Source organism: Actinomadura rayongensis, assembly GCF_009831215.1.
Classification (GTDB): domain Bacteria; phylum Actinomycetota; class Actinomycetes; order Streptosporangiales; family Streptosporangiaceae; genus Spirillospora; species Spirillospora rayongensis.
Genome location: NZ_WUTW01000004.1, coordinates 351,989 through 377,760, shown reverse-complemented (window position 1 = coordinate 377,760; position 25,772 = coordinate 351,989). Strand labels below are relative to the sequence as shown.

The following is a 25,772-nucleotide window of genomic DNA, read 5'->3' as shown; positions in this document are numbered from 1 at the left end:
ACTTCCGAAAGACTTCTTGCGCTGCCGCCGCGAACCATGCATCGTCTTAACCCGAGACGCGAACCGACGTAACGTTCAAGGTCATCGTGCCCCCACGACGGACCTTCCCGATTCTCTCGGTTCGGTACTCCAAGACTGCCTCCCAGGCCACCCCCTGGCCAGGTGAGCCCGCGAAATGCAACAACAGGAGGGTCCGTGAAACTGCGTCACGACTTCGATCCCGACAGTTCGCTGTGGGATCTCATAGCCGATCACCTGCGGAACGACCGCGAATCGAGGGGCTTGTCGCAGGACGCGGTCGGTGGGGTCATCGACCGCACGCGCTCGCTGGTGTCCCGTGTTGAGTCGGGACATACGCGACTCCAGGCGTTCCACGCGGCGAAGATTGATGCCGCATGGAATACGGGTGGCCTGTATGGGCGACTCGTGAAATTCGCGAAGTCCGGGCACGACCCGCAGTGGTTCAAGGCCCATGAGGAGTTCCAGGCGAAGTCCGACGAGGTGCGGATCTGGGAAACGTCCTGGGTGCCCGGCCTGTTCCAGACGCCCGAGTACGCCAGCGCCGTGTTCGAGTGCTACGGCCTGAGCGGGATCGACAAGCTCGTCGAAGCTCGCATGAAGAGGCAGGCTCTCCTGTCCCGCGACCCGTGGCCGCTCGTCTGGGCCTACGTCTACCAGGACGTGATCGAGTCGCCGGTGGGCGGCTCGGAGGTCATGCGCGCACAGCTCGCCCGCCTCCTGGAGCTGGCCGAGCAGCCCAACATCACGATTCGCATCCTGCCCCGCTCGGTCGGCGCGACCGTCGGCCGCGACGGCGCCTTCATGCTCATGGCAACGGCCAAGGAAGAGCAGGCGTACACCGAGGCCAGTGCGGGAGGACGGCTCACCGCAGACAGCGCGGATGTAAGCTCGTTGCGAGTGAAGTTCGCGCGCATCGGGGACCACGCTCTGCCCGTGGACGCCTCCCTGCGGCTCATCCGAGAAACGATGGAGAAGTTCCAGTGACCCCACAGTGGCGCAAAAGCACCCGAAGCGGCGGAAACAACGGCGGGATGTCCGAGTGCGTTGAGGTGGCGAAGCTTTCCGAGACGGTCGGCCTGCGTGACAGCAAGGCCCCGTCCGCCGGTCACCTGACGCTCACCCCCGCCACGTTCGCCGCCCTGCTCGCCGAGGCCAAGCGCAACGACCTCAACCTCTGACCAACCCCTCGCAAGACCACGTGAACCCCGGCCGAGCGCCGGGGTTCACGCATTTCCCGGTGGTCCGCTCGTTAACGCCTCGGCACTGGGGCAGTGCGAGCTGCGGTTCCAGGTCGCCCCGCGGCACTTGCGCCACGTGGGCGCGGGGATGATCGCGTCCGGCTGGCCGAGGTCAAATGTTGACCGTAGTGCTCATATCGGTTGGTGCGCTGGGGGTTGCGTCTCCGGGTATGTCCGATGTGGTGGTAATCGGCACAGTCTGTGGTCCCGAGTGTGACCGCTGTCCAGTGGGCTCGGCGTCGGATTGACGGGCCCGGTCGTGCCTTACGGCGAGGAAGGAGAGGGTTCGCTGATGACTGATGGCGATCGCGGTCGCGCTGTTCAGGCGGGTCCGGAAGATGCCGCTCGGCTCGTCCGGCTCCGGGAGGAGATCCAGGGGAGGCTTGAGGAACTGGCACTGATCCACGCGCGACTCGTGGGCAGGAGACTGGATCCCACCACGGTCAGGAAATTCGTGCCAGTAAATACGAAGGAGGAGTTGTCCGGGGGATATCATCATATCGAGATCGTCGGCGACGGCGCCGGCTGCGCAATCTACTGCGACAGCGGTGAAGTAATCGCTGAAAGTCCCTGCGGTCAGGCCGGCGACAATCCCTGCAGCTGATGGGATCCGCCCGGCCTCGCTCCGGACGAACGGGTCGAAGATCCACCTGCTCGTCGATCGTGCGGCCTGCCGCCGTCCGTCGGAATCTCGGCCGCCGAGACCCACACGAGCGCGCACTGCAACCCTCGTGCGCGGCATCACCCCGCGTCTCCGGGGCGGACGCTGTGCGTTCCGGTGCGCGTGCGTCGCGCTCGTCCGGGCGGATGAGCGCGACGCGGCGTCAGTCGTCGGTGGGCATGGGGGCGGGCTGGGCCTGCTCCATGCGCTCCTTCGTCCAGTAGCCCGGGTCCTGCTTCTGGACCGGGCCGGACGTGGACGCGCCGGGGTCGTCGGCGGGCTTCGGGCCGTCGGCGGACGCCGAGAGGGCGAACCCGGCCGCGACGAGCACGCCGGCCGTCGCCGCGCCGGCGAGGACCAGGACGAGAGTGCGCTTCATGGGTGACTCTTCTCTGTTGCCGCGCCCGACCGGACGCGAGACCCGCCGGCGCCAGCCTATGCGGCCGGCGCCGGCGGGGCGAGGATCGGACGGGATCAGGTGACGCTGCCCTGCGCGTCGAACATGTTCTTCACGGCCGTGTCGAAGTACGGCGACTTGTTGACGCCGCCGGTGCTGCTGATCGTGCTCGTCACGCCGTTGGTCTGGCCGCGACCGGTGGAGTTGTCGAAGGCGCGGATCCAGGGGCCGCCGCTGGAGCCGGGCTGGAAGTTGCAGTTGAGGGCGATCCGGCCGCCGCCCGCGTCCCGCGTGGTGCCCTGGCACCAGGCCTGGACCTGGCCGCTGCTGAAGTTCCTCGGGTAACCGAGAACGGTCACCTTGAGGGCCTTCGGGTAGTTCCAGCTCAGCCCGTTCCCGCCGACGACGTTCACGAGCTTGCGGCCGTTCAGCGGCCACGTCGTGACCATGCCGACGTCGCGGTTGTAGGCGCTGCTGCTGATCCACGCGTTGAACGTGCGGAACTGCTTGGCGGCGAACGTCCCGAACGGACGCGATCCGTTGCGGTAGCGCGGGACGAACGTCCAGTTCGTCATCCACTTGCCGCCCTTGCCCTCGTGGACGCAGTGCCCGGCGGTGATGACGAGCTGCTTGGACGGGCTGTTGAGCGCGCTCGCCGAGCAGACCCAGTCGCCGCCGCTCGGCTTGTGGAAGAAGACCTTCCCGACGACCCTCGACTCGGTGATGGCCGCGGCGAGCTTCGCGTCCCCGCCCGCGAGCGAGTTGGCCGCCGAGGCGATCGCCCCGGCGGACGGGGTGGAGCCGGGCTTGCCGGTCGCCGTCGCGGCGGCGGCGGGGGTCCCGGCGGGCGCCTTCGGCTCGGGGACGGGACGGGCGGCCTTCATCCGCGCCGCCGTCCAGTACTTGGAGACCTGCTCGACGGCGGCGGCGCTGGTCACCGCGCCGCCGCCGGTGAGCCGGGCCGTGCTCGCGCTCGTGCCGGCCGGGTTCGCCGGGGCGGCGTTCGCGGCCGAGGCCAGCGCCGCGGCGAGGACCCCGGCCGTGGCCGTCGTCGTGATGAGTCGGAGGGCGGACCGCATGCGGACCTCAATTCCTTCAGTGCTTCTGGACGGGTCCAATGACACCCTGTCTCCGGGCAAAGCACAATGTTCTTCGCAAGTCCGAAAAGGGCCACGAACCGGGAGCCATCCGGCTGCGTCTTAGACGGTCGGAGGGTGGGGACCAGGGTCCGGCCCGCCGGTCGTCGCCCGTCCGTTCATTCGGAATTAACCGAGAAACCGGGAACCGCGCCGGGCGCGCCCGCGTCGAAGCGGAATTGTCGTGAAACGGCGACGTCCCGCCGGATCCGGCCAAAAACCGGTCCGACGGGACGGAGAACGCGGAATGTGCGTCAGGTCACGCTGCCCTGCGCGTCGAACATCGCCTTGACGGCGTCGTCGAAGTACGACGCCCGGTTCACGCCGCCCGAGCCGAGCGTGCTCATCACGCCGTCGGTCTGGCCGAGCCCCGTGCCGTTGTCGAAGCTCATGATCCAGGGGCCGCCGCTGGACCCGCCGTTGAAGTTGCAGTTGAGCGCGATCGTGTAGTTCCCGCCGTCGTACGTGGTGCCCTGGCACCACTGCTGGATCTCACCGTTGTTCGCGTTCTGCGGGTAGCCGAGAATCGTCACCGCGACGTTCTTCGGCCAGTTCCAGTTCAGGCCGTTGCCGCCGACGACGTTGACGAGCTTGTTCCCGCTCAGCGGCCACGTCGTCACCATGCCGACGTCGCGCTGGAGGTCGCTGCTGCTGATCCAGGAATTGAACGTCCGGAACTGCTTGGCCGCGAACGTGCCGAACGGACGCGATCCGCTGCGGTAGCGGGGCGCGAACGTCCAGTTCGTCACCCACGTGCCGCCCGCGCCCTCGTGGACGCAGTGCCCGGCGGTGATGACGAGCTGCTTGGACGGGCTGTTGAGCGCGCTCGCCGAGCACACCCAGTCCCCGCCGCTCGGCTTGTGGAAGAACACCTTGCCGACCACGGCCGACTCGGTGATGGCCGCCGCGAGCTTGAGGTTCCCGCCCGCCATCTTGTTGGCCGCCGACGCGATGGCCCTGGCCGACGGCGACGACCCCGCCCTCCCGGTCGGCCCGGCCGCGCCGAGGGCCCCGGCGCGCGCCTTCGGGACGGGGACGGGACGGGCGGCCTTCATGCGCGCCGCCGTCCAGTACTTGGCGACCTTCGCCGCCGCGGCGGCGCTGTTGACCGCGCTGCCGTCCGAGAGCCGGGCCGTGCTCGCGCTCGTCCCGGCGGTCTTCGCCGCCGGTGCCGCCGGGACGGCCGGTGCGGCGTTCGCCGCGGACGCCGTCGCGGCGGCGAGCACCGCCGCCATGGCCGACGCCATGATCAGTCGTAAGGGGGACCGCATGCGGACCTCGATTCCTGGGGTTCTCGCTGACGACGTTCATGAGACGCCAGTGCCGCAAAAAGGACAATGTGGGACAGGTGTCCGTAAGAGGTCAGCACCCCGGCGTGTGCGTGAGGCCGGCCGGTGGGCGGGGATCAGTCCGCATGCGGCTCGTGGCAGGAGACACAGACCGGGAGGGCGCCCGAGCGCCCTGTCGGGCGGCCCTCCCGGTCGTGGCGTGCCGCGCGGCCCGGCGAACCGGGGCCTCCCCGCGCGGCCCGCGAGCCCGTCCGGTACCCCGCCGCGCGGGCGGGGAACCGGATCAGGCGGCCTGGCGGTGGTCGGCGTCCAGCAGGTGGTACAGCAGCAGGAGCTGCGTGATCGCCAGCGGGTCGCTGGTGCCCTCGCCGAACCGGCCGAGAGCGTCGGGGTCGAGCCGCCCGTCGCCGGTGCGCTGCCCCACCCGTTCCCAGATCGCCTTTTTCACGATTTCAGATTCGTTGGGCTGAACATAGCCGTGGACGTGCAGCGCGTCGACCGGACGCCCGTCGTCGTCCCGGTGAAGACTCAGGTGCATCGCGGTCTCGGCGCCCGCCGGACCGGCCTCGGCCAGCACGCCGGCCAGGTCGGGGTGGTCGATCGTCGGACGCAGCAGCAGCTCGGCGGACAGCGGGGTGCCGGGCGGGTCGACGCGTCCGGCGACGGGCGCGAACCGCACGACGATGTCGGCCCAGCGGCGCTGCGGGCGGATGTAGGCGGCGCTCTCGGGCTCGCGCCGGTCGAGTTCGGCCTGGACCTGCTCGGGGGTGTAGCCGCGCTTGCCGCAGTCGCGCTGCTGCTTCCAGGAGTGGCGCAGCGGCTCGGGCGGGTCCAGGTAGACGGTGATGTCGAAGCACGCGCGGGCCAGCCGCGTGTGCAGCGGCAGCAGGCCCTCGACGATCACGAAGTCCTTCGGCGTGACCAGCTCGGGCCGGACCAGCTCGCCCGTCGCGTGGTCGTAGACGGGCTTGAGGATCGGCTCGCCCATCGACAGGAGCTGCAGGTGCTGCTCCATGATGTCGATGTGGTTGCAGTCGGGGTGCAGCGCGGTGAACGGCTTGCCGACACGCTCCTTGCGGTCGTACCGGTGGTAGTCGTCCACGCAGACCGCCGTCATGCGGTCTTCTCCGAGGCATTCCACGAGCCCCTTGGTGAGGGTCGTCTTGCCCGCCGCGCTGTCGCCGGCGATGGCGAGCATGACGGGCCGCCGGCCCGCGTCGCGCGCCCGGAGCATGTGCACGATCCGATGGGGCACCTGGCCTCCTCCTCGCAGGGGGTCAATGTGTCCTCCGACACGCTAGGCAGGGCGTCCTCACCGGTCGTCCCCCGGATGGGTGAGGGCGGGGGTGAACCCGGTCCGGCGGGGGCTACTGGCGGGTAGTTTGCGGTTGTTATCGTGCCCCGATGGGCACCCCCGTACGCGTCGTCCTCGTCGACGACCACGAGATGATCCTCGCCGGCCTCCAGGCGATGCTGGCGGGATTCGCGGGCCGCGTGCGGGTGGTGGGCCAGGCGGCCACGTCCGAGGACGCGACCCGGCTGGTCAGCACGCTGCGCCCGGACGTCGTGCTCCTGGACGTCCGGCTCGGCCCCGAGAGCGGCCTGGACCTGTGCCGCGCGCTGACCGGACGGTCGCCGGGGTCCCGCGTGGTGTTCCTGTCGGTCTACGACGACGAGCAGTACGTCTTCGAGGCGCTGCGCGCGGGCGCGGGCGGCTACCTGCTGAAACGCGTGGACGGCCCGGAACTCGTCCGGCGCCTGGAGGAGGTCGCGCGCGGCGAGACGGTCGTCGACCCGACGCTGGCGGGACGGATGGCCGTCACCGCCGCCCGCCTCACCCGCGGCGAGTTCTGGCCGGGCGCCAACCGCGGCCTCACCCAGCGCGAGAGCGAGGTGCTGAGCCTGCTCGTCGGCGGCCTCTCGAACAAGGCCATCGCGGCGCGGCTCGTCCTGAGCGAGGAGACGGTCAAGAGCCATCTGCGCGCGCTCTACCGGAAACTGGAGGTCGCCGACCGCTCCGCCGCGATCGCGGTCGCGCTCCGCGAGGGCCTGTTCCGATGAGCGCGCCGGAGGCGCGCGCCGTGCGGTGGACTGAGGAGCGTCGGGAGCTTGCGACCAGAGCGACGAGGGAAGCGCGCGGCTCAAGGCGCGCCGTAGGCGAGCGGGGGACACAGTGAGCGCGCTGGACCTGCTGGCCGGACGAGGCCGCGACCTGCTCGTGCGGATCGTGACCGTCGCCTGCTCGGACCGGGACCTGCCGGAACTGGCCGCCGAGCTGTCCGGGCTCGTCGTCCGGTCGGCGGAGGCGGTGGCGTTCTGCGACGTCTACGTGGTCGACCAGGACGGGCGGCGGCTGGAATGGGGCGGCCCGCCGGTCCCGCTCGGGATGGGCGACGCGGGCTGGGTCGCCGCGCACGGCCGCGCCCGCCCGCACGCCGACGGACGCGGCATCGCCATCCCCGTCCACCGGGGCAACGCCACGATCGCGGTGCTCGACATCCGGTTCGCGGGTCCGTGCCGCCCCGACGACGTGACGCTCGTCACCGCGCTCGGCGAGCTGTTCGCGCCCGTCCTGTGCTCGGCGCGGCGGCTGCGCGCGGCCGAGGAGCGCGAGCACGCCGCCGAGCGGTTCGCCGAGCGCGCGGTCGAGGCGCAGGAGGCCGAGCGCACCCGGCTGAGCCGCGACATCCACGACGGCATCGCGCAGCGCCTGGCCAGCCTCGGCTTCCACCTGTCGGCGGCCGAACGCGCCCTGCCCGACCACCACCCCGAGGCCCGCGAACAGCTCCGCCTCGCCCGCGCGCAGTGCGACCGGGCGGGCGCCGAGACCCGCGCCGCGATCGGGGGGCTGCGCCCGCCGGTGCTGGACGACCTCGGCCTGTCGGCGGCGCTCGCCGGGCTGGCGCGCGAGACCGGCGCGTCCCTGGACGTCACCGTGACCGTGACCGGCGAACTGGACGACGCGCTGCCCGACCACGTCCAGACCGCGCTGTACCGCATCGCGCAGGAAGCGGTCGCGAACGCGCTGCGGCACGCGCACGGCACCGCCGTCGACATCCTGCTGGACAACGAGCGCGACCGGGTGCGGCTGCGGATCGCCGACGACGGCCGGGGCTTCGCCGTCCCCGACGCCGGGATCCCGCTGGACTCCTACGGCCTGCGCGGCATGGCCGAGCGCGCCGAACTGCTCGGCGGACGCGTCACCGTGACGAGCCGCCCGGGGGTCGGGACGACGGTCGAGGCGATCGTGCCCGTCCCGGCGTTCATCCGGCCCGCAGGACCCGGAACGACAGCCCGGCCTTGACGAGCCGCTCGATCAGCGCGTCGCCCATCGCGGTCGCGGTCGTGACCTGCCCGGACGTGTCGGGCAGCTCGTCCAGCGCCAGGCACAGCGCCGACTCGGCGAGCATCTTGGCCGTCTCGCCGTAACCGGGGTCGCCGCCGGACACCTCGGTCACCACGCGCCGTCCGCCGCCCTCGCCGACGAACGTCACGCGGAACCAGTTGCGCGCGCGGACGGTCTCCGACGGCCCCTCGCCCGGCCGCCGCAGCCGCAGCAGCAGCTCCCGCGCGGGCTTCACCGGCGCGACGGCCAGCAGCGCCGCCGAGCCCGCCGCGAGCCCGGCCGCCGTCGCGAACCGCCGCGTCGCGAGGTAGTGCCCGTAGGAGAAGTCCGGCCCGTACCGCTCCAGCGCGGCGGCCGACCGGACGACGATCGCCGGGTCGATCGTCGGCAGCGGCAGCGCCCAGCCGCGCACCCGCGCGTGCGGGACGGGCCGCCGCGAGATCCGCGCGCGGCGCCCGGCGGGACGCGGCTCGGCGGCGGCGCGGGCGCGCTCGGCGCGCAGCATCCGCACCGGGTCGGCGAAGATCCCGACGGCCGACTCCAGCGTGCCGCCCGAGACGTCCCCGCGCGCCCGCACGAACCCCTCGACGCGCAGCGGCACGCCCTCGGGCAGGTGCTTGACGGTGAAGTACGCGCCGAGGTCGTGCGGGATCGAGTCGAACCCGCAGGCGTGGACGATCCGCGCGCCGGTCCGGACGGCCTGCTCGTGGTGGCGGACGTACATCTCGTCCACGAACGTCGGCTCGCCCGTCAGGTCCACGTAGTCGGTCCCGGCGCGGGCGCACGCGGCGACGAGCGGTTCGCCGAGCCGCGCGTAGGGGCCGACCGTCGTGATCACGACGCGGGTCATGGTCGCGACGGCCTCGATGGACGCCGTGTCGCCGGTGTCGGCGTGCAGCAGCGGCAGCTCGGCGAGCGCGGGGTCGAGCGCGGCGAGACGGTCCCGGACGGCCTCCAGCCGCCCCCGGTCCCGTCCGGCGACGGCCCACCGCACGTCCGGGCCGGCGTGGGCGGCCAGGTACTCGGCGGTGAGCCCGCCGGTGTACCCGGTGGCACCGAACAGGACGATGTCGTACGCGCGGTCGGCGGGCATGGGCGGCTCCCTGGCGGACGGATCGGCTGCGCCGATTGTGTCAGGCCGCCGTCCAGCCCGGCGCGCCGAGGAGGTGGTCCACGAACAACCGCGTGGTCGCGGTGGGATCGGGGCCGGAGACGGCGTGCCAGGGACGGTCCAGCGGGGTGCCGGGCGCGTCGATGACGACGAGCCGGCCGTCGGCCAGGTGCGCGCCGACCGCCTCCCGGGACACCAGCGCCGCGCCGAGCCCCGCCGCCGCGCCCGCGACGACCGCGCCGTTGGACCCGAGGACGAGCCGGGGCGGCGCCGCGTCGTGCTCGGCCAGGTACGCCTCGGCGGTCGCGCGGGTGCCCGAGCCGGGCTCGCGCATCACCCACGGCGTCGCGTCCAGCGAGAACGAGGCGGCCAGGCCCGGCGCGCCGACGACCACGAGGTCGTTCGGGTGCCGGGCGAGGACGGTCGCGGCCAGCTCGGCGGGCGGCCGGCCCGCGAGGACGAGGTCGGCGTCGTGCGCGGCGAGCCGGTCGAACACCGCGCGGCGCGGCCCGACGAACAGGGTCAGCTCCACCTCCGGCCAGCGCGTCCGGAACCCGGCGAGCAGGTCGGGGACCAGCTCGTCGGCGGCCGTGGTGACCGCCGCGAGGCGCAGCGGCCCGCGCGCCGGGTCCGCCGCGCCGCGCGCCGCCGCCCGGCCCTGCTCCAGCAGCCCGAGCACCTGCCGCGCGTACCCGGCGTAGACGGCGCCCGGCGGGGTCAGCGCGAGCCCCCGCCCCGCCCGCCGGACGAGCGGAACGCCCAGGTCACGGGCCAGTCCCGCCACCGCGGCCGACACTGCGGACTCCGTCACGTACAGCCGCCGCGCCGCCTCGCGGACCGAGCCCGTCTCGGCGAGGGTGACGAACGTCCGCAACCGTCCCTCGGTCATCGGCCCGACCTCCTGGTTCAACCGAATGCTTGATATTCGGCCCGGAACACTTGATGGACAGCGCAAGTATCGGGCGGCGAAGCTCGTCCCGTCCACGAGACACCGTGGCCGGAACGCGGCGCTTCTCCCGTCGACCCCTGGGCCTGCCGTCCTTTCTCGGGAGCGGCGCCGCGTTCCGGCCCGGAAGACCCGCCGTCAGGGCGGAGAAGGAGAGCGCACATGAGCGGCGGCCGATGGTCGGCGGGCGTGATCCCGTACGCGGAAATGGGCTACTGGCGCCCCGACTACCAGCCGAAGGACAGCGACATCCTCGCCGCCTTCCGGATCACGCCGCAGCAGGGCGTGCCGCCGGAGGAGGCCGGCGCGGCCGTCGCGGGCGAGTCGTCCACGGCGACCTGGACGGTCGTCTGGACCGACCGCCTCACCAGCTACGAGAACTACCAGGCCAAGTGCTACCGGGTGGAGCCCGTCCCGGGGCAGGAGGGCCAGTTCATCGCCTACATCGCCTACGACCTCGACCTGTTCGAGGAGGGGTCGATCGCGAACCTCACGTCGTCGATCATCGGCAACGTGTTCGGGTTCAAGGCGCTGAAGGCGCTCCGCCTGGAGGACATGCGGATCCCGACGCACTACGTCAAGACGTTCCAGGGACCCGCGCACGGCATCGTCATGGAGCGCGAGTACCTCGGCAAGTTCGGCCGCCCGCTGCTCGGCGCGACCGTCAAGCCGAAGCTCGGCCTGTCGGCCCGCAACTACGGCCGCGTCGTCTACGAGGCCCTCCGGGGCGGCCTCGACTTCACCAAGGACGACGAGAACATCAACTCCCAGCCGTTCATGCGCTGGCGCGACCGGTTCCTCTACTGCATGGAGGGCGTCAACAAGGCGCAGGCCGCGACGGGCGAGATCAAGGGCCACTACCTCAACGTCACCGCCGGGACGATGGAGGCGATGTACGAGCGGGCCGAGTTCGCCAAGGAGCTGGGCAGCGTCATCGTCATGATCGACCTGACGATCGGCTACACCGCGATCCAGTCGATGGCGAACTGGGCGCGGGCCAACGGCACGATCCTGCACCTGCACCGCGCCGGGCACTCCACCTACACGCGGCAGAAGAACCACGGCGTCAGCTTCCGCGTGATCGCCAAGTGGATGCGGCTCGCCGGCGTCGACCACATCCACGCCGGGACGGTCGTCGGCAAGCTGGAGGGCGACCCCAACAGCGTCGCCGGGTTCTACGACACGCTGCGGCTGGACAAGGTCGCCGCCGACCCGGTGAAGGGCCTCTACTTCGACCAGGAGTGGGCGTCGCTGCCGGGGACGATGCCGGTCGCGTCCGGCGGCATCCACGCCGGGCAGATGCACCAGCTCCTGCACTACCTGGACGAGGACGTCGTCCTGCAGTTCGGCGGCGGGACGATCGGCCACCCGATGGGCATCGCCGCCGGCGCCGCCGCCAACCGCGTCGCGCTGGAGGCCATGATCAAGGCGCGCAACGAGGGCCGCGACTTCCTCAAGGAGGGCGGCGACATCCTGCGCGCCGCCGCCAAGCACAGCCGCGAGCTGGACGTCGCCCTGTCCACCTGGGGCGACATCACGTTCAACTACGAGTCCACCGACACCCCTGACGTCGTCGAGACCCCGGTGAGCATCTGATGCGCGTGACCCAAGGAACCTTCTCGTACCTGCCGGACTTCACCGACGAAGAGATCACCAAGCAGATCGCCTACGCCCTGGACCGGGACTGGCCCTGCTCGGTGGAGTTCACCGACGACCCGCACCCCCGGAACTCCTACTGGGAGATGTGGGGCCTGCCGATGTTCGACCTCAAGGACCCGGCGGGCGTCCTGCTGGAAGTGAACGAGTGCCGCAAGGCCTACCCGAACCACTACATCCGGCTGAACGCCTACGACGCCCGGTACGGACGCCAGACGACCGCGCTGCAGTTCATCGTCCAGCGTCCCGCCGAGGAGCCCGGGTTCCGGCTGGACCGCACCGAGGTCTCCGACCGGCGCACCCAGTACACGACCCACCCGTACGCGCTCGACCGCCCGCAGGGCGACCGGTACCCGACGTCATGACCGAGCGTGTCGGCTTCGGGATGCGTCCCGGGTCGGGCTCCCCGGCGGAGGAGGAGACCTCTTCCGCCGGGGAGCCGCTCCCCCCGGACGCGTCGATCGACCTCGCCAAAGAACGCGCCGACTCGCAGGTGGACGAGGTCCTGGACGCGCTCGACCGCGAACTGGTCGGGCTCGTCCCGGTCAAGACCCGGATCCGGGAGATCGCGGCGCTGCTGCTGATCGACCGCGTCCGGGAGCGGTTCGGGATCGACTCGGGCCGTCCCAACCTGCACATGTGCTTCACCGGCAGTCCGGGGACGGGCAAGACGACCGTCGCCGTCCGGCTCGCCGAGCTGCTGCACCGGCTCGGGTACGTCCGGCGCGGCCACCTTGTGTCGGTCACCCGCGACGACCTCGTCGGCCAGTACGTCGGCCACACCGCGCCGAAGACCAAGGAGGTCCTGAAGCGCGCGATGGGCGGCGTCCTGTTCATTGACGAGGCGTACTACCTGTACCGCGCGGAGAACGAGCGCGACTACGGGCAGGAGGCCATCGAGATCCTGCTGCAGGTGATGGAGAACCAGCGCGACGACCTCGTGGTGGTGCTCGCCGGCTACAAGGACCGGATGGACTCGTTCTTCTCGTCCAACCCCGGCATGAGCAGCCGCATCGCGCACCACATCGACTTCCCCGACTACGCCGCCGGCGAGCTGGAGGAGATCGGGACGATGATGATGGAGCGCGAGGGCTACCGGCTCGACCCGGCCGCCGAGCCCGTCTTCCGCGAGTACGTCGAACGGCGGCGCAAGCAGCCGCGGTTCGCCAACGCCCGGTCGGTGCGCAACGCGATCGAGCGGGCCAGGCTCCGGCACGCCAACCGGCTGCTGGACGCGGGCGGGTCCGTCGATCGCGCGGAGCTGACCACGCTGCGCGCCGACGACTTCCTCGGCAGCCGCGTGTTCGGCGCCGGAAGCTGACGTTCGGCGGGACGGGGAAGAAGCCCGCCATGTCCTAATGTTGAGTTCATTCGACGTTGGACTTGGGGGGTACGGTGCGCAACCCAGAGGACCTGTACGAGCTGGACGGGGACCTGCCCGCGTTGGACGGGCCGGTCCTCCTCCACAGCCTCGACGGCTTCGTCGACGCGGGGTCCACCGGCCAGCTCCTGCGCGAGCACCTGCTCGACGCCCTGGAGCACCGGGTCATCGCCCGGTTCGACGTGGACTCCCTCATCGACTACCGGGCGCGGCGCCCGACCATGACGTTCGACAAGGACCACTGGTCGGACTACGCCGCGCCCGAACTCGCCGTCCACCTGCTGCGCGACGAGGTCGGCACGCCGTTCCTGCTGCTCACCGGCCCGGAGCCCGACCGGCTCTGGGAGGGGTTCGTGGCGTCGGTGCGCGACCTCGTCAAGCGGCTCGGGGTGCGGCTCGTCGTCGGGGTCCACGGGATCCCGATGGGCGTGCCGCACACCCGGCCGGTGGGGATGACGTCGCACGCGACGCGTCCCGAACTGGTCAACAAGGCGGCGTGGTTCGACCGGATGCAGGTGCCGGGCAGCGTCTCGGGGCTGCTGGAGTTCCGGCTGGGGGAGGCGGGGCACGACGCGGTGGGGTACGCCGTGCACGTCCCGCACTACCTGGCGCAGGCGTCGTACCCGGCGGCGGCGGTCGCGGGGCTGGAGGCGATCGTGGGCGCGTCCGGGCTCGTCCTGCCGTCGGACGGGCTGCGCGACGCCGCCGCCCGCACCGACGCCGAGATCGCCGAGCAGGTCGCGGGCAACGCCGAGGTGGAGAAGGTCGTCCGGGCGCTGGAGCAGCAGTACGACGCGTTCGCGGGCGCGGCCGAGCGCGAGAGCCTGCTCGCCGACGAGCGGGACATGCCGACCGCCGACGAGATCGCCGCCCAGTTCGAGCGGTTCCTCGCCGAGCAGGACGGCACGGACCCGGTGTGAGTTTCCAAAAGAACACGCCTGTTTGCGTGTGATACGGTCCCGCGCATGATTGCGAACGCGCGCCGCCTCCCCCCGCTGACCGGGCGCCGGGTCCTCATCACCGGCTCCGCGCGCGGCATCGGCGCCGCGCTCGCCGAGCGCCTGCACGCCCGCGGCGCCCGCGTCGCCCTCGCCGGGCTCGAACCCGACCTGCTCGCCGACGTCGCGGCGCGCTGCGGGTCCGCGCCGTGGGCGGTGTGCGACGTAGCCGACCGCGCGGCCGTGGACGCCGCCGTCGCGTCGACCGTCGCTGCCCTCGGCGGGCTGGACGTCGTCGTCGCCAACGCCGGGATCGCCGCGCAGCTGCCCGTCCTCGGCGGCGACCCGGCCGTCTGGGACCAGACCCTGCGCGTCAACGCCACCGGCACCTACAACACGCTGCGCGCCGCCGGGCCGCACGTCGCGCACCGGCGCGGGTACGCGCTCGCGGTCGCGTCGGCCGCCGCCGCCGTCCAGCTCCCGCTGCTCGGCGCCTACAGCGCGTCCAAGGCCGCCGTCGAGACGCTCGGCAACACGCTGCGCGCCGAGCTGCGGCCGTCCGGCGCCCGCGTCGGCGTCGCCTACTTCGCCGAACTCGACACCGACATGACCAGCCGCGGGTTCGGCACCGAGGCCGCCGCCGCGCTCATCGGCAAGCGGCGCTCGGCGTCCGGGCTGGCCGGCGTCACGCCGCTGGAGGTCGGCATCGACGCCCTCGAACGCGGCATCGCCCGGCGCGCCCGCCGCGTCGTCGCGCCCTGGTGGGTCGGCGGGGTGCTGCCGGTGCGGATGGCCGTGCAGCCGTTCCTGGACCGGATCGTCCAGCGCGACCTGGACCGCGCCCTGGAGATCGCGCGCGGCGAGAACGCCCCGCTCACCACGCCGCAGCCCGGGGAGACCGTGTGACACCGCGCGTCCGGCCCGGCCGGCTCGCCGAGATCGGGCCGTTCACTTGGCTGTTCGCGCGCCTGTCCGGCCGCGTCGCCGGGACGGGGCCGCTCAACCTGTTCCTCACGCTCGGGCGCCGTCCGCGGCTGTTCCACACCTGGCTGCTGTTCGCCGGGTCGCTGATGCCCGGCGGCGTTCTGCCGCGCCGGGAGAGCGAGCTGGTGATCCTGCGCGTCGCCCACCTGCGGTCGTGTCAGTACGAGTTCGACCACCACGTCCGGCTCGCCCGCCGCGCCGGGGTGCGGTCCGCCGACGTGGAGCGGGTGCTCGCCGGGCCGTCCGCGCCGGGCTGGACGGAGCGGGAGCGGGCGGTCCTCGCCGCCGTGGACGCTTTGCACGCTTCCCGCGACCTGTCCGACGCAGTTTGGGCCGCTTTGCGGCGGCACCTCACCGAGCCCGAGTGCGTCGAGCTGTGCATGCTCGCCGGGCACTACGAGATGCTGGCGACCGTCATCGGCGCGCTGCGCATCGAGCCGGACGCGCCGCGCGGTCAGATCCGGCGGGCGTAGGACGTCTCGCCGTGCTGGTACCCGGCCGTGGCGACCTTCGTCACGCCCGTCACCCCGGCGGCCGTCAAAGGACGCCGGACTCGCTGAGCCTGCGGACGTGCCGCGTCATGTCGTCGGCGAGCCGGCGCAGGGCCTCGGGGTCGTCGTCCAGCAGCGGGCCGACGACCATCGACGCGACGGCCGCCGCGATCGTCCGGCACGCGAACCGCGAGTCCTCCGACCCGGAGTCGAACAGCCCCGCGATGCGGTCGGCCAGCCGGTACTGGAACTGGAGCCGCCGCTTGATCGCCTCGGGCCCCGCCGCGTGCGCCTCCACGAGGAACAGCCGCGCGTAGCCCGGCTCGCTCGCCAGCGACGTCACGTACGCGTCGATCGCCCGCTCGAACCGTTCGAGCGGCGTGCCGCCGCCCTCCACGGCCTCGTTCAGGCGCGCCTCCAGCAGCTCGGTCGCCGCGTCGAACGTCGCCATGAAGCAGTCGAGCTTGGACGAGAAGAGCTGGTAGAACGTCTGGCGCGAGACGCCGGCGAGCTTCAGGACGTCCCCGACCGACGTGGCCGCGAACCCCTGCCGACTCATCGCCTGCGCCATCGCCAGGAACAGCCGCGCGCGCTGCGTCCGCGCGACCTCGTCGGGGGGCAGCGCGTGGCGCCCGCGGGGCAGGCGTCGATGTGTGGGGACGGTCACGCTCACACTTTAGAACAAGCCTTCCGTCGCCGACCCCTCGGTTCTGTCGTACCCGGCCGCGATAGTGGGTCGCGCCGGAAGGACCGGCGTGCAGGCCGCCAGGAGTCGTCATCATGGGACAGATCGTCGCGAACTTCTTCATCTCGCTGGACGGCGTCGTGGAACGCCCCGACCAGTGGCACTTCCCCTACTTCAACGACGAGATGGGGGAGGTGATCGGCGCGGGCATGAAGACCTACGACGCCTTCCTCATGGGCCGCACCATGTACGACGAGTGGTCCCAGTACTGGCCGCAGCAGAGCGCCGACGAGCCCTTCGCCGCCTTCATCAACGAGATTCCCAAGTACGTGGTCTCCAACAGCTTGACCGAAGCGACCTGGTCCAACACAACGATCGTCCCCGGCGCCACCGCCGCCGAGGAGCTCCGCACCCTGAAGTCGTCCCTGCCCGGCGACATCGGCATGTCCGGCAGCGCAACGCTCGTTCGCTGGCTCCTGGCCGAAAAGCTCCTGGACCGCCTGGAACTCCTGATCCACCCGATCGTGGTGGGCAAGGGCGCACGCCTCTTCACCGACACCGAGACCCACCCGCTGACCCTGACGCAGCAGAAGACCTTCACGACGGGCGTCCTGCACACGACCTACACCCCGGCCGCCCCTTGACACCGACAACCGAGTACAGCCAACGCCCCCGAAGACGGTATCGTCTTTGCGGTCAAGGGGCTGTGGCGCAGTTGGTAGCGCGGCGAGCTTACACCTCGTAGGTCGTCGGTTCGAGTCCGGCCAGCCCCACCCATCCCGTCCCGTCCCGGCAGTCCGCCGCCGCGCACCCTGCCGGGCGCGGACGAACCTCGATCACCCGCGAACCGCTGGAACACGATGAGCGGTCGCTACGGCACGCCCGGCATTCCGCTCGGCCGTTGGCGATCCCTTGCGCGGACAGCGGGCCACCTCAATGATGCCAACGTGAGCCGGGCTCGCCCCCGATCCCGCATTGCCATGGCTGAATAATGACCGACGAGTGCGGAGCGCGACTCTCGGCCAGAACAAGGTGATCCAGTGCCTCGTAAAAGTATCGAGCGAACCAGGCGCCTGGAGATGCATGTGGCTTCGGTGGATTCGATGGGGTGCGCGTGAAACAGCTTCCTCCGCGCAGACGGTGTCTCTGGCGGTGTTCCCGTTGGTGTCCGTGATCGACGAGGTACGCCGTCATGTTGGCGGCCGGCTGGTAGGCGCAGGCTGGAGCCGGGCGGATGAGCGCCCCGACTCGTTCCAGCTTCAGCAGCAGGAGACGATCGTCTACCAGATCGGCCTCGGCAGCCCTGAAACCTGCTCGGACGGCTCGATGTTCCTTCCGGCGGTAGCCGTCAGGTGGCCCGAAGTGGCGCGGTTGGAAGGTCCTTTTCTGGCACTGCCGCCCGATGTGGCCAAATATGTCGCCACCATCGGAAGAAGCGTCGTGGATCTGCATTGTGAACAAGGCGGGGAAGTTGACGAAAGGTGGAGTGTTCTGCCGGGAGTGGGTGGCGAAACGCTCGGCAGTCGAATTTAATCCGACGTGATGCGCGTCGGCTGGCCGTTCTTCAATGAATTTCGTTCGGTGGACGACGTGCTTCGTTTCATGTGGCATGACAAGAAGCCATTGGATCGCCGACGGAAGTTGGCCATCGCATGCGCCTTAGTCGGGGATCGTGACGGCGCGGTGGCCAGTTTGGCCGCGCTCTGGTCCATGGCACAGTCTCGGCATCCTGCAATGCGTGAGCGGTCGCGCGCATTTATTGAACACTTCGCCGCCCATTTTGGCGCATTGTCTTCGGCGTCGATCCCAGGAGATCGTTGATTGACGGAAGAGACTGGAGGAGTGGTGGTGTTCCGGCGATTCCGGACTTGGCGAAGGCCGACCGCAGTTGATGAGTATCGACTTTCTGGCGGACTTGTCACTAGGGCGCTGAGGGAGATCGGGGCGCTGTCTTCGCCGTCCAACGGCGGTCGTGAGCGTCGGGAGACTTTGGATCGAATTCATTTTCTGGCGGGGATTTGTGCACGGCTTCCGGTGGCGAGTCGCAGAACCGTGCCGCTCATGATGCGGCCGGGCTGGGCTGGGCTGGGAGGCTGCGAATCGGCCGCTCAGCTACCTCTGGAGTAATTCCGACGCCGAAACTCGTGCATGGATCACGGAGCAGTTGCAGAAAGTGAGGATGGACTGGAATCGTCCGTCCGACGACTGATTCCGGCTGCTCCGGAAGGTCTGGACGAGGTGGGGCCGACGGCGCCCCCGCCCGAAATGAGCGGACTGCTGTTCTGAAGGAGGGTGATTTTGACGGAAGGTTCGTTGAGCAAAAACGAGTATATTGATCGGTTCTTCGACACGGGAGACGAGTATCAGCGTGTCGTCGTCGGTGACGAGGAGTGAGGGACCGGCCCTCATCAGCTCGAAAGGGGTTTTCGATGGGTCGCTCTGAGTTCGTCGTGCCTTCCGATGAGGAGGTTCTTGTCGCCCTGGGCGTCGAGCCGCGCGCATCCGGGACTGGTGAATTCACGCGCGCGATCCGTTTGGTGGGCGGGTCGGGTGAAGAGCTCGACCTTTCCTACGATGTCGTGGAGAGGTCGGTCAGGTTGCGGTTGAACCAAGCGCACGGGCCGAACCTTGATATTTTTTATGAGGGTGCAGAGCTCTTTCGCCTGTGGTCCGATTCATCGTCATATGGTATCGCGCTTGAGTTCAGGACGGGCACGTCGATGATCGACTTGAAAATATGTGTCCATCCGAAGATGGCAATCGCCAGTCGATGTCTGTTGGTCTAGATTTCCGAAACACTGGTTGAATCGACGTGTCGCAGTGCGTTCCTGCACCGACCGCCAGTGCGTGTTCGCGGACGGTCGAGGCAGCGTGCAGGGGTGGATGTTGGTGCCTCGCTCGCCCGGGGTAGCATCCGGCGCCTGATCGGCAGTTCAGGAGGGCTGTACGGGTGAAAATCGTTCGGAAGGACGAGCTGCTCGCCGGAAGATGTGCAATCCAATGCATGGAGTGTCGCAGCGGAGCCTGGTAGACCCGCTGTGGCCGGAAGTGGATTCGATTCCGGCGCGCCGTACAGGAGGGCAGCATCATGATCATCAGGAATGCCGTCGCGGCGGGCGCCGCCGCAGTCGTCACCGCGCTCGGCCTCGCCACCGCCGTCGCCGGCCCGGCCACCGCTGCGACCGGCACCACCTGCACCACTGGGTTGGTCGTCGACGTCGGCGGCGGGCTGGTGCTGGCCGGCGGATGCGGGCCGGGCCAGGGCGGCGACGCTCCCTACACCCTCCAGATCGAGAACGAGCTGGGAAGCAACGCGCCCAGGACCGTCGTATGCCAAACCGGCAACCGGCTCACCCCTGAGGAGTTCGACAACGCCATCGGCATGCTCAGCGCGATTCCCTTCTACGGCCTGCTCGTCATGGCGCAGGCGTCGAAGCTGCGCGCCGCCGGGCCGGACTACTTCGGCGGCGGCCAGTGCGTGCGTCAGTGAGAAGAAGCGTTCGCCACGGCAGTGCCGGCCTGGCTGGACGGTGCGCGCCGCCTGTTCGGCCGGGACGGGTTCGTCGTTCACGTCGAGCCGTGCCGGTGGCACGGCGCGGAGAAGCTCGCGGAGGAGATTGACGCGACGCCGCGCCGTGGGCCGTCCTTCAGCAGCACGCGATCGGCGCGCGGGCCGGACAGCGCCGCCCCCGCTCGCCTGGGGCTATCACCCCGCGCCGGAGAAGCGGCTCAGGAAGGCGCTGCGCGCGCTGAAGTAGCTACTCGTAGACGTCTGTCGCCGCGGCCGTGGCGGCGTGGACGCGGCCGGGCGCGTAGTCGGCGGGCGCGCCCGGCACGTAGCGGACGTGGTGCAGGCGGCCGGTGAACGGGAAGGCGCGGTGGCGTTCGTGTAGTGGCCACGAGACTGGGCCGCCCCGGTCGATGCCGACGGAGATGCCCGTCCACGGTGCCATTCCCACGAGCATCGCGACCTCGTCCAGGGCTGCCAGTTCGGTGTCGCCCGAGTGGACCGACACCCGCCAGCGGAACTCGGGCAAGGCCGTCAGGCGTAGCACCCAGGAGGCGGGGCCGGGGGAGACCGGGCCGGCGTCGAGGGAGCGCAGGGCGCCGTAGTCGTTCCAGTCCAGGCGCAGGCGGCCGTCCTCCACGAACAGGACGTAGCCGCCGCCTTGGTCGCCGTGCGCCACCAGGACGCCCGCGTCGCCGGAGGCGAGCGTCGCGCGGACCTCGATGTCCACGTCGCGCAAAGCGATCAGCTTGGACGACCGGTAGCGCTCCAGCGCGGGCGTGCCCGCCGGAAGGGTCACCGGGCGGGTCAGCGCGGCCTCGGCGGGACGGCGGACGTTCAGCCGTCCCGACGCGTCCGTCAGTGGGAAGACCGTGTTGTGCCAGGCGGCCTTCTCCCATGCGTCCGCCAACTCGCGAGTCAGTTCCGGGTGCTGGGCGGAGACGTCGTCGATCTCGGTGGGATCGGCGGTGACGTCGTACAGCTCCCATTCCGCGTCGTCGTACGGCGTCCCCGGCGCGTGCAGCGTCAGCAGCTTCCAGCCGTCGCGGTAGTAGCCGCGCTGGCCGCCCCACTCGGCGTACTGCTCGGGGTGCGTGCTCGCCGCCTGCTCCGATTGTGCGACGGACGCGAAACTGGCGCCGTCCAGATCCAGCGCGGGCACGCCCTGACGGGTCGCGGGGCGTGACACGCCAGCGAGTTCCAGCAGCGTCGGGTACAGGTCGGTGACGTATTGGTACTGCGGGCGTAGTCCCGAGTCGTCTGCGGCGCGCGGCAGCCCCGCAGGCCACGACAGCACGAACGGCACCCGCACACCGCCCGCGAACGTGTTCCCCTTGTAGAGACGGAACGGCGTGTTGGACGCCATGCCCCACCCGCGCGGATAGTGGACCATCGCCTGCGGCCCGCCGATGAGCGACGGATCCAGCGGCGTGTCCCGCTCCCACGACGCGGGCAGCCCCGCCACATGGACGAACTGGCTGAAGTAGCTCCGCGTCCCGGCGGCGCCGCCCTCGGCCGTCCCGCCGTTGTCGGACGTGAACACGACGATGGTGTTGTCCAGCTCCCCGTACTCCTCGATGGCGGCGAGCAGGCGGCCGAGGTTCTGGTCGATGTTCTCGACCATCGCCGCATAAACCTCCATGTACCGGGCGAGCAACGACCGTTCCGCGGCGGGCAGCGACGACCAGGCGGGCACGTCCAACCCCGGCTCGGCGTTGCGGGGCGCGAGCCGCGTCCCCGACGGGAACAGCCCGGACGCGAGCTGCCGCGCGAACCGCTCCTCCCGCAGCCGATCCCAGCCGCCGTCGTACCGGCCGCGCTGCCGGGCGAGCGCGTCGGCCGGGGCGCCGAGCGGCCCGTGCATCGCGTGGTGGGCGAAGTAGAGGAAGAACGGACGGTCGTCGGACGCCCGCAGCGAGCGGATCATCCCGATGGCCTCGTCGGTGAGGTCGTCGGTCAGGTAGTAGTCGTCCGGATAGCGCTCGACCTCGACCGGGCTGTTGTCGCGGACGAGCCGGTTCGGCGCGAAGAAGCTGTTCAGCCCCTCCAGCGTCCCGTAGTAGCGGTCGAAGCCGCGCTGGACGGGCCAGGAGCGACGGCGCCCCGCGTCGTTCATCTGCGCGTCGCGGGTGAGGTGCCACTTGCCCGCCATGAACGTCGCGTAGCCCGCCTCCCGCAGCGCCTCGGGCAGCGTGACGACGTCGTCGCCCAGTTCGAGCGTGAGGCCGGGGAAGCCGGGGTCGAAGTTCGCGACGCTCGCGAACCCCGCCCGGTGCGGGTTCACGCCGGTCAGCAGCGCCGCGCGGGCGGGCGAGCAGACCGGGGTCGTGTGGTAGTTGGAGAACCGGTAGCCGCGCGCCGCGAGCCGGTCCAGCGTCGGGGTGGCCGCCTCGGCGCCGAACGGGCCGATGTCGGAGTAGCCGAGGTCGTCGGCGAGCACGACGACGATGTTCGGCGCGCCCGCGCGCGGCGTCGGGACGTCCGGCCACCACGGCGAGGACTCGGCCGCCGTCCGGCCGACGCGGCCCTGGAAGCCTTCGTAGCCGCGGGCGTACGGGGGGACGGTCATGCCGGAACCTCCAGGTCGGGTCCGCGCCGGGACCGCTGGGCGACGGGGTCGGGGATCGGGACGGACGCCACGAGCGTCCGCGTGTACGGGTCGGCGGGCCGCGTCAGGACGTCCCGCGCCGGCCCGGACTCCACGAGCCGCCCGCCGCGCAGCACCGCGACCCGGTCGGCGACCCGGTGCACGACCGCGAGGTCGTGGCTGATGAACACGCACGCGAAGCCGTGCCGCTCCTGGAGTTCGGCGAACAGATCCAGGACGGCCGCCTGCACGGACACGTCCAGCGCGCTCGTCGGCTCGTCGGCGAGCAGCAGGTCCGGCTCCAGGACGAGCGCCCGCGCGAGCGCCACCCGCTGCCGCTGCCCGCCCGACAGCTCGCGGGGCAGCCGCCGGCCGTGCTCGCGGCGCAGCGCGACCTGGTCCAGCAGCTCCTCGGCGCGGGCGACCCGCGAGGCCGGGGTGCCGATCCCGTGGACGTCGAGCGGTTCGGTGATCGACTCCAGGACGGTCCGGCGCGGGTCGAGCGACGCGGCCGGATCCTGGTGGACGACCCCGATCCGCCGCCGCACCGCGCGCAGCTCCGACCGCCGGAGCGAGGCCAGGTCGAGCCCGAACAGCCGCGCGCTCCCGGACGTGGGCCGCAGCCGCCCCACCGCGACCCGCCCGAGCGTCGTCTTCCCGGACCCGGACTCGCCGACCAGCCCGAGCACCTCGCCGGGCGCGACCGACAGCGTGATGCCGTCGAGGGTCGCCCGACGTCCGGGATAGTCGACGACCAGGTCCGAGACCGCGAACACCGGTTCGCCGTGCCGCGCGGCCCGTGACGGGTGGTCGGCCCCGTCCAGGCGCGGCACCGCCGCCAGCAGCTTCCGCGCGTACTCGGTCTCCGGAGCGTCGAACAGGCGGAGGGCGTCCTGAGTCTCGACCACCCGGCCGTCGCGCATGACCGCGACCCGGTCGGCGAGGTCGGCGACGACGCCCATGTTGTGCGTGATGAGCAGCACCGCCAGCCGCCGTTCGCGCCGCAGCTCCCGCAGCAGCGCCAGGATCTCGGCCTGGACGGTCACGTCGAGCGCGGTGGTGGGCTCGTCGGCGATGAGGACGTCCGGACCGGCCGCGAGCGCGAGGGCCAGCACGATCCGCTGCTTCTGCCCGCCGGAGAACTGGTGCGGGTAGTCGCGCGCCCGCCCGGGCGGGATCCCGACGGACGCCAGCAGCTCGGCCGCCCGGCGCGTCCGCTCGCGGCGTGAGGACGTCCCGTGCGCGCGCAGCACCTCGCCGATCTGCCAGCCGACGCGTTCGACCGGGTTGAGCGCCGTCGACGGCTCCTGGAACACGAGCGCGATCCGGGCCCCGCGCACGCGGCGCAGTTCCTCCTCGGGCAGGCCGAGCAGTTCCCGGCCGTCCAGCGTCACGCTGCCGGACGCGGTCGCGGCCGGGGGCAGCAGCCCCATGACCGCCAGCGCGGTGACCGACTTGCCCGACCCGGACTCGCCGACGACGGCCAGCACCTCGTCCGGGTTCAGGTCGAGATCGACGCCCTGGACGGCCGTCCCGCCGGGGAACCGGACGGCCAGGTCCCTGATCCGCAGCACCGGGGTCATCGCGCACCTCCGCGCCGCGCGGCCAGCAGGGCCTGCGCGATGAGCTGGAAACCGAGCACGAGCACGACGATCACCAGCAGCGGCCCGACCGCGTAGAACGCGTTCGCGCCGAGCTGTCCCATCGCGGCGGCGAGGACCCCGCCGAGCGACGGCGTCGGGGGCCGGACGCCGATCCCGATGAAGTTCATCGCGCTGTCGATGAACACCGCGCCCGACGCCGACAGCGCGAGCTGGACGATCACCGCGTCGAGGATGTTGGGCACGACGTGTTTGCGCAGCACCCACGTCCGGGACGCGCCCATCGTCTCGGCGGCGTCCACGTAGGGCAGTTCGCGGACCTCCAGCGCGGCCGTCCGGACGAGCCGTCCGAACAGCGGCACCTCGGCCCCGACCACGACGCAGACGACCGGCAGCACGCCGGGTCCGGTGACGGCCGCGATCGCGATGCCGAGGATGATCGGCGGGAAGGCGAGCAGGACGTCGAAGACGCGCTGCGCGAGCACGTCGGCGGGCGCGGCCTGCCCGGCGACCAGCCCGGCGAGACCGCCGAGCAGCGCGCCGCACGGCACGGCGACCAGGCAGATCGCGAGGTCGATCCGGACGCCGTACAGCACTCGGGAGAACACGTCCCGGTTCACCTCGTCGGTGCCGAACAGGTGCGCGCCGCTCGCGCCGAGCAGGTTCGCGCCCGGGATCTGCTGCTGCGGCGCGTACGGCGCGATGAGCGGGGCGAGGACGCCGAGCAGCACGACCGCGCCGACGAGCACGAGCCCCGCGAGGCCGCGTCCGTGCGTGAGCGCGCCCCGCCGGACGCGCGGGGCCTTCCCGACTTTCAGCGCGAGATCGGTCATCGGGCACCCCCGAGCCGGATGCGCGGGTCGAGCAGGGCGTGCGCGGCGTCGGTCAGCAGTTGCAGGACGGCGAACACCGTCACCGACAGCATGAGCAGCACCTGCACGACCGGGTAGTCGCGGCCGGTCACCGCGCGCTCGATCAGCAGCCCGAGGCCGGGCCAGGAGAAGGTGAACTCGACCAGGACCGCGCCGCCGAGCAGCGCGCCCGTCTGGAGGCCGAGCACGGTGAGGCTCGTCGGCAGGACGTTGCGCAGCGCGTGCCGGAACAGCAGCCGCCGCCGCGCCACGCCCGCCGCGAGCGCCGTCACGACGTACGGCTTGGAGAGTTCCGTCCGCAGCGACTCGGCGAGGTACCGGGTCAGCACCGCGCCGACCGGCAGCCCGAGGCACACCGCGGGCAGCAGCAGGTACTGCGCCGTGATGGACGGGTCGGCGAGCAGCCCGGCGCGCGGCACGCCCCCGGCGGGCAGCACCGGCACGAGGACGCCGAACACCAGCGCCAGCGCGACGCCGAGCACGAACGTCGGAATCGCGATGGCCAGCGTGTTGACGCCCGTCAGCAGGTGCTCCAGCCAGCGCCGCCGCGTCCCGGCCCACAGCGGGCCGAGCAGCAGCGCGGACGCGACGGCGAGCAGCAGCGCGCTCCCGGTCAGCAGGAGCGTGTTGCCGAGCGCGTCGCCGACGAGCGCGCCGATGCCGCCGCCGATGATGTACGACCGTCCGGGGTCGAACGTCACCAGGTCGCCGAGCCAGCGGAGGTACTGCGTCAGAAGCGGCTGGTCCAGGCCGAGCTGGTGCCGGATCGCCGCGACGGCGTCGGGGGTCGCGTTCGCCCCGGCCAGCGTCGTCGCGGGGTCGCCGGGGACGAGCCGGATCAGCCCGAAGATCAGCACGGACGACACCGCGAGCACGGCGGCCAGCGACGGCAGCCGGCGCAGGAGATAGGACGTCACGGCGGCG

At 71.5% G+C, this 25,772-nt stretch carries 27 protein-coding genes and 1 tRNA gene; 17 read left to right on the top strand and 11 right to left on the bottom strand.

Annotation, left to right across the window (positions count from 1 at the left end; genetic code table 11):
• The first annotated feature begins 195 nt into the window (after window positions 1–195).
• From GQ466_RS31840 to GQ466_RS20955, 3 genes are all read left to right on the top strand, one after another.
• The gene (locus tag GQ466_RS31840; RefSeq protein WP_161104688.1) at window positions 196–1,005 is read left to right on the top strand and encodes a Scr1 family TA system antitoxin-like transcriptional regulator; all 810 of its coding nucleotides are present in this window, start codon (window positions 196–198) and stop codon (window positions 1,003–1,005) included.
• Entirely contained in the window at window positions 1,002–1,199 is a 198-nt protein-coding gene (locus GQ466_RS31835; RefSeq protein WP_161104687.1) for a DUF397 domain-containing protein, read from the top strand. Before GQ466_RS31840 ends, GQ466_RS31835 begins: the two co-directional genes overlap by 4 nt.
• Before the next feature lie 352 nt (window positions 1,200–1,551).
• Complete coding sequence (locus GQ466_RS20955; protein WP_161104686.1) at window positions 1,552–1,863, top strand: hypothetical protein; 312 nt, start codon at window positions 1,552–1,554, stop codon at window positions 1,861–1,863.
• Between the two features lie 220 nt (window positions 1,864–2,083).
• Here GQ466_RS20955 and GQ466_RS20950 read toward each other — a convergent pair whose 3' ends face one another.
• From GQ466_RS20950 to GQ466_RS20935, 4 genes are all read right to left on the bottom strand, one after another.
• The gene (locus tag GQ466_RS20950) at window positions 2,084–2,299 is read right to left on the bottom strand and encodes a hypothetical protein (protein WP_161104685.1); all 216 of its coding nucleotides are present in this window, start codon (window positions 2,297–2,299) and stop codon (window positions 2,084–2,086) included.
• A gap of 95 nt (window positions 2,300–2,394) precedes the next feature.
• Window positions 2,395–3,396 (bottom strand): trypsin-like serine peptidase, encoded by a 1,002-nt coding sequence (locus GQ466_RS20945; protein ID WP_161104684.1) that lies wholly within the window; start codon window positions 3,394–3,396, stop codon window positions 2,395–2,397.
• A 311-nt stretch (window positions 3,397–3,707) separates the two neighbouring features.
• Entirely contained in the window at window positions 3,708–4,700 is a 993-nt protein-coding gene (locus tag GQ466_RS20940; protein ID WP_161104683.1) for a trypsin-like serine peptidase, read from the bottom strand.
• 325 nt (window positions 4,701–5,025) lie between these two features.
• Window positions 5,026–5,997 carry a phosphoribulokinase gene (locus GQ466_RS20935; protein ID WP_337193563.1) on the bottom strand — a complete coding sequence of 324 codons (972 nt, stop codon included), beginning with the start codon at window positions 5,995–5,997 and terminating at the stop codon, window positions 5,026–5,028.
• Between the two features lie 149 nt (window positions 5,998–6,146).
• Here GQ466_RS20935 and GQ466_RS20930 point away from each other — a divergent pair, with 149 nt between their 5' ends.
• Window positions 6,147–6,803, top strand: coding sequence for a response regulator (locus tag GQ466_RS20930; protein ID WP_161104682.1), 657 nt, complete (start codon window positions 6,147–6,149; stop codon window positions 6,801–6,803).
• A gap of 112 nt (window positions 6,804–6,915) precedes the next feature.
• Window positions 6,916–8,046, top strand: a complete 1,131-nt coding sequence (locus GQ466_RS20925; protein ID WP_161104681.1) for a histidine kinase — start codon at window positions 6,916–6,918, stop codon at window positions 8,044–8,046.
• Here GQ466_RS20925 and GQ466_RS20920 read toward each other — a convergent pair.
• Window positions 8,006–9,181 (bottom strand): saccharopine dehydrogenase family protein, encoded by a 1,176-nt coding sequence (locus tag GQ466_RS20920; protein ID WP_161104680.1) that lies wholly within the window; start codon window positions 9,179–9,181, stop codon window positions 8,006–8,008. The genes GQ466_RS20925 and GQ466_RS20920 overlap by 41 nt on opposite strands.
• A 40-nt stretch (window positions 9,182–9,221) precedes the next feature.
• Window positions 9,222–10,088, bottom strand: coding sequence for a LysR family transcriptional regulator (locus GQ466_RS20915; RefSeq protein WP_161104679.1), 867 nt, complete (start codon window positions 10,086–10,088; stop codon window positions 9,222–9,224).
• A gap of 219 nt (window positions 10,089–10,307) precedes the next feature.
• On the opposite strand from GQ466_RS20915, the gene GQ466_RS20910 reads away from it, so the two are divergent.
• The 6 genes from GQ466_RS20910 to GQ466_RS20885 all read left to right on the top strand — a co-directional run bounded on the left by GQ466_RS20910 (window position 10,308) and on the right by GQ466_RS20885 (window position 15,577).
• Window positions 10,308–11,741, top strand: coding sequence for a form I ribulose bisphosphate carboxylase large subunit (locus tag GQ466_RS20910; protein WP_161104678.1), 1,434 nt, complete (start codon window positions 10,308–10,310; stop codon window positions 11,739–11,741).
• On the top strand, window positions 11,741–12,166 hold the full coding sequence (locus tag GQ466_RS20905) for a ribulose bisphosphate carboxylase small subunit (protein ID WP_161104677.1): 426 nt from the start codon (window positions 11,741–11,743) through the stop codon (window positions 12,164–12,166). The genes GQ466_RS20910 and GQ466_RS20905 overlap by 1 nt, the downstream gene beginning before the upstream one ends.
• The gene (cbbX, locus tag GQ466_RS20900) at window positions 12,163–13,122 is read left to right on the top strand and encodes a CbbX protein (protein WP_161104676.1); all 960 of its coding nucleotides are present in this window, start codon (window positions 12,163–12,165) and stop codon (window positions 13,120–13,122) included. The genes GQ466_RS20905 and cbbX overlap by 4 nt, the downstream gene beginning before the upstream one ends.
• Before the next feature lie 74 nt (window positions 13,123–13,196).
• The gene (locus tag GQ466_RS20895) at window positions 13,197–14,102 is read left to right on the top strand and encodes a PAC2 family protein (protein ID WP_161104675.1); all 906 of its coding nucleotides are present in this window, start codon (window positions 13,197–13,199) and stop codon (window positions 14,100–14,102) included.
• Between the two features lie 45 nt (window positions 14,103–14,147).
• Entirely contained in the window at window positions 14,148–15,026 is an 879-nt protein-coding gene (locus tag GQ466_RS20890; protein WP_161104674.1) for an SDR family NAD(P)-dependent oxidoreductase, read from the top strand.
• Complete coding sequence (locus GQ466_RS20885; RefSeq protein WP_161104673.1) at window positions 15,023–15,577, top strand: carboxymuconolactone decarboxylase family protein; 555 nt, start codon at window positions 15,023–15,025, stop codon at window positions 15,575–15,577. Before GQ466_RS20890 ends, GQ466_RS20885 begins: the two co-directional genes overlap by 4 nt.
• 64 nt (window positions 15,578–15,641) lie before the next feature.
• Here the strand turns inward: GQ466_RS20885 and GQ466_RS20880 are convergent, their stop codons facing one another.
• Entirely contained in the window at window positions 15,642–16,262 is a 621-nt protein-coding gene (locus GQ466_RS20880) for a TetR/AcrR family transcriptional regulator (protein ID WP_337193562.1), read from the bottom strand.
• A gap of 113 nt (window positions 16,263–16,375) precedes the next feature.
• Between GQ466_RS20880 and GQ466_RS20875 the strand changes: the two genes are divergently transcribed.
• From GQ466_RS20875 to GQ466_RS20850, 6 genes are all read left to right on the top strand, one after another.
• A complete protein-coding gene (locus GQ466_RS20875) occupies window positions 16,376–16,924 on the top strand; it encodes a dihydrofolate reductase family protein (protein ID WP_161104672.1) in 549 nt (182 codons plus the stop codon).
• Window positions 16,925–16,980: 56 nt separating this feature from the next.
• A tRNA-Val gene (locus GQ466_RS20870) sits at window positions 16,981–17,053 on the top strand.
• 397 nt (window positions 17,054–17,450) lie between these two features.
• Complete coding sequence (locus GQ466_RS20865; protein ID WP_161104671.1) at window positions 17,451–17,813, top strand: hypothetical protein; 363 nt, start codon at window positions 17,451–17,453, stop codon at window positions 17,811–17,813.
• Window positions 17,814–17,822: 9 nt separating this feature from the next.
• On the top strand, window positions 17,823–18,101 hold the full coding sequence (locus tag GQ466_RS20860; protein ID WP_161104670.1) for a hypothetical protein: 279 nt from the start codon (window positions 17,823–17,825) through the stop codon (window positions 18,099–18,101).
• A 608-nt stretch (window positions 18,102–18,709) separates the two neighbouring features.
• Window positions 18,710–19,066 carry a hypothetical protein gene (locus GQ466_RS20855; RefSeq protein ID WP_161104669.1) on the top strand — a complete coding sequence of 119 codons (357 nt, stop codon included), beginning with the start codon at window positions 18,710–18,712 and terminating at the stop codon, window positions 19,064–19,066.
• Window positions 19,067–19,368: 302 nt separating this feature from the next.
• Entirely contained in the window at window positions 19,369–19,770 is a 402-nt protein-coding gene (locus GQ466_RS20850; protein ID WP_161104668.1) for a hypothetical protein, read from the top strand.
• A gap of 268 nt (window positions 19,771–20,038) precedes the next feature.
• Here the strand turns inward: GQ466_RS20850 and GQ466_RS20845 are convergent, their stop codons facing one another.
• Genes GQ466_RS20845 through GQ466_RS20830 form a run of 4 tightly spaced genes read right to left on the bottom strand, consistent with a single transcriptional unit; the run spans window position 20,039 to window position 25,765 of the window.
• The gene (locus GQ466_RS20845) at window positions 20,039–22,357 is read right to left on the bottom strand and encodes an arylsulfatase (RefSeq protein ID WP_161104667.1); all 2,319 of its coding nucleotides are present in this window, start codon (window positions 22,355–22,357) and stop codon (window positions 20,039–20,041) included.
• Complete coding sequence (locus tag GQ466_RS20840) at window positions 22,354–23,958, bottom strand: dipeptide ABC transporter ATP-binding protein (protein WP_161104666.1); 1,605 nt, start codon at window positions 23,956–23,958, stop codon at window positions 22,354–22,356. Before GQ466_RS20840 ends, GQ466_RS20845 begins: the two co-directional genes overlap by 4 nt.
• A complete protein-coding gene (locus GQ466_RS20835) occupies window positions 23,955–24,809 on the bottom strand; it encodes an ABC transporter permease (protein ID WP_161104665.1) in 855 nt (284 codons plus the stop codon). The genes GQ466_RS20840 and GQ466_RS20835 overlap by 4 nt, the downstream gene beginning before the upstream one ends.
• The gene (locus GQ466_RS20830; protein WP_161104664.1) at window positions 24,806–25,765 is read right to left on the bottom strand and encodes an ABC transporter permease subunit; all 960 of its coding nucleotides are present in this window, start codon (window positions 25,763–25,765) and stop codon (window positions 24,806–24,808) included. The genes GQ466_RS20835 and GQ466_RS20830 overlap by 4 nt, the downstream gene beginning before the upstream one ends.
• Between the last annotated feature and the right edge of the window lie 7 nt (window positions 25,766–25,772).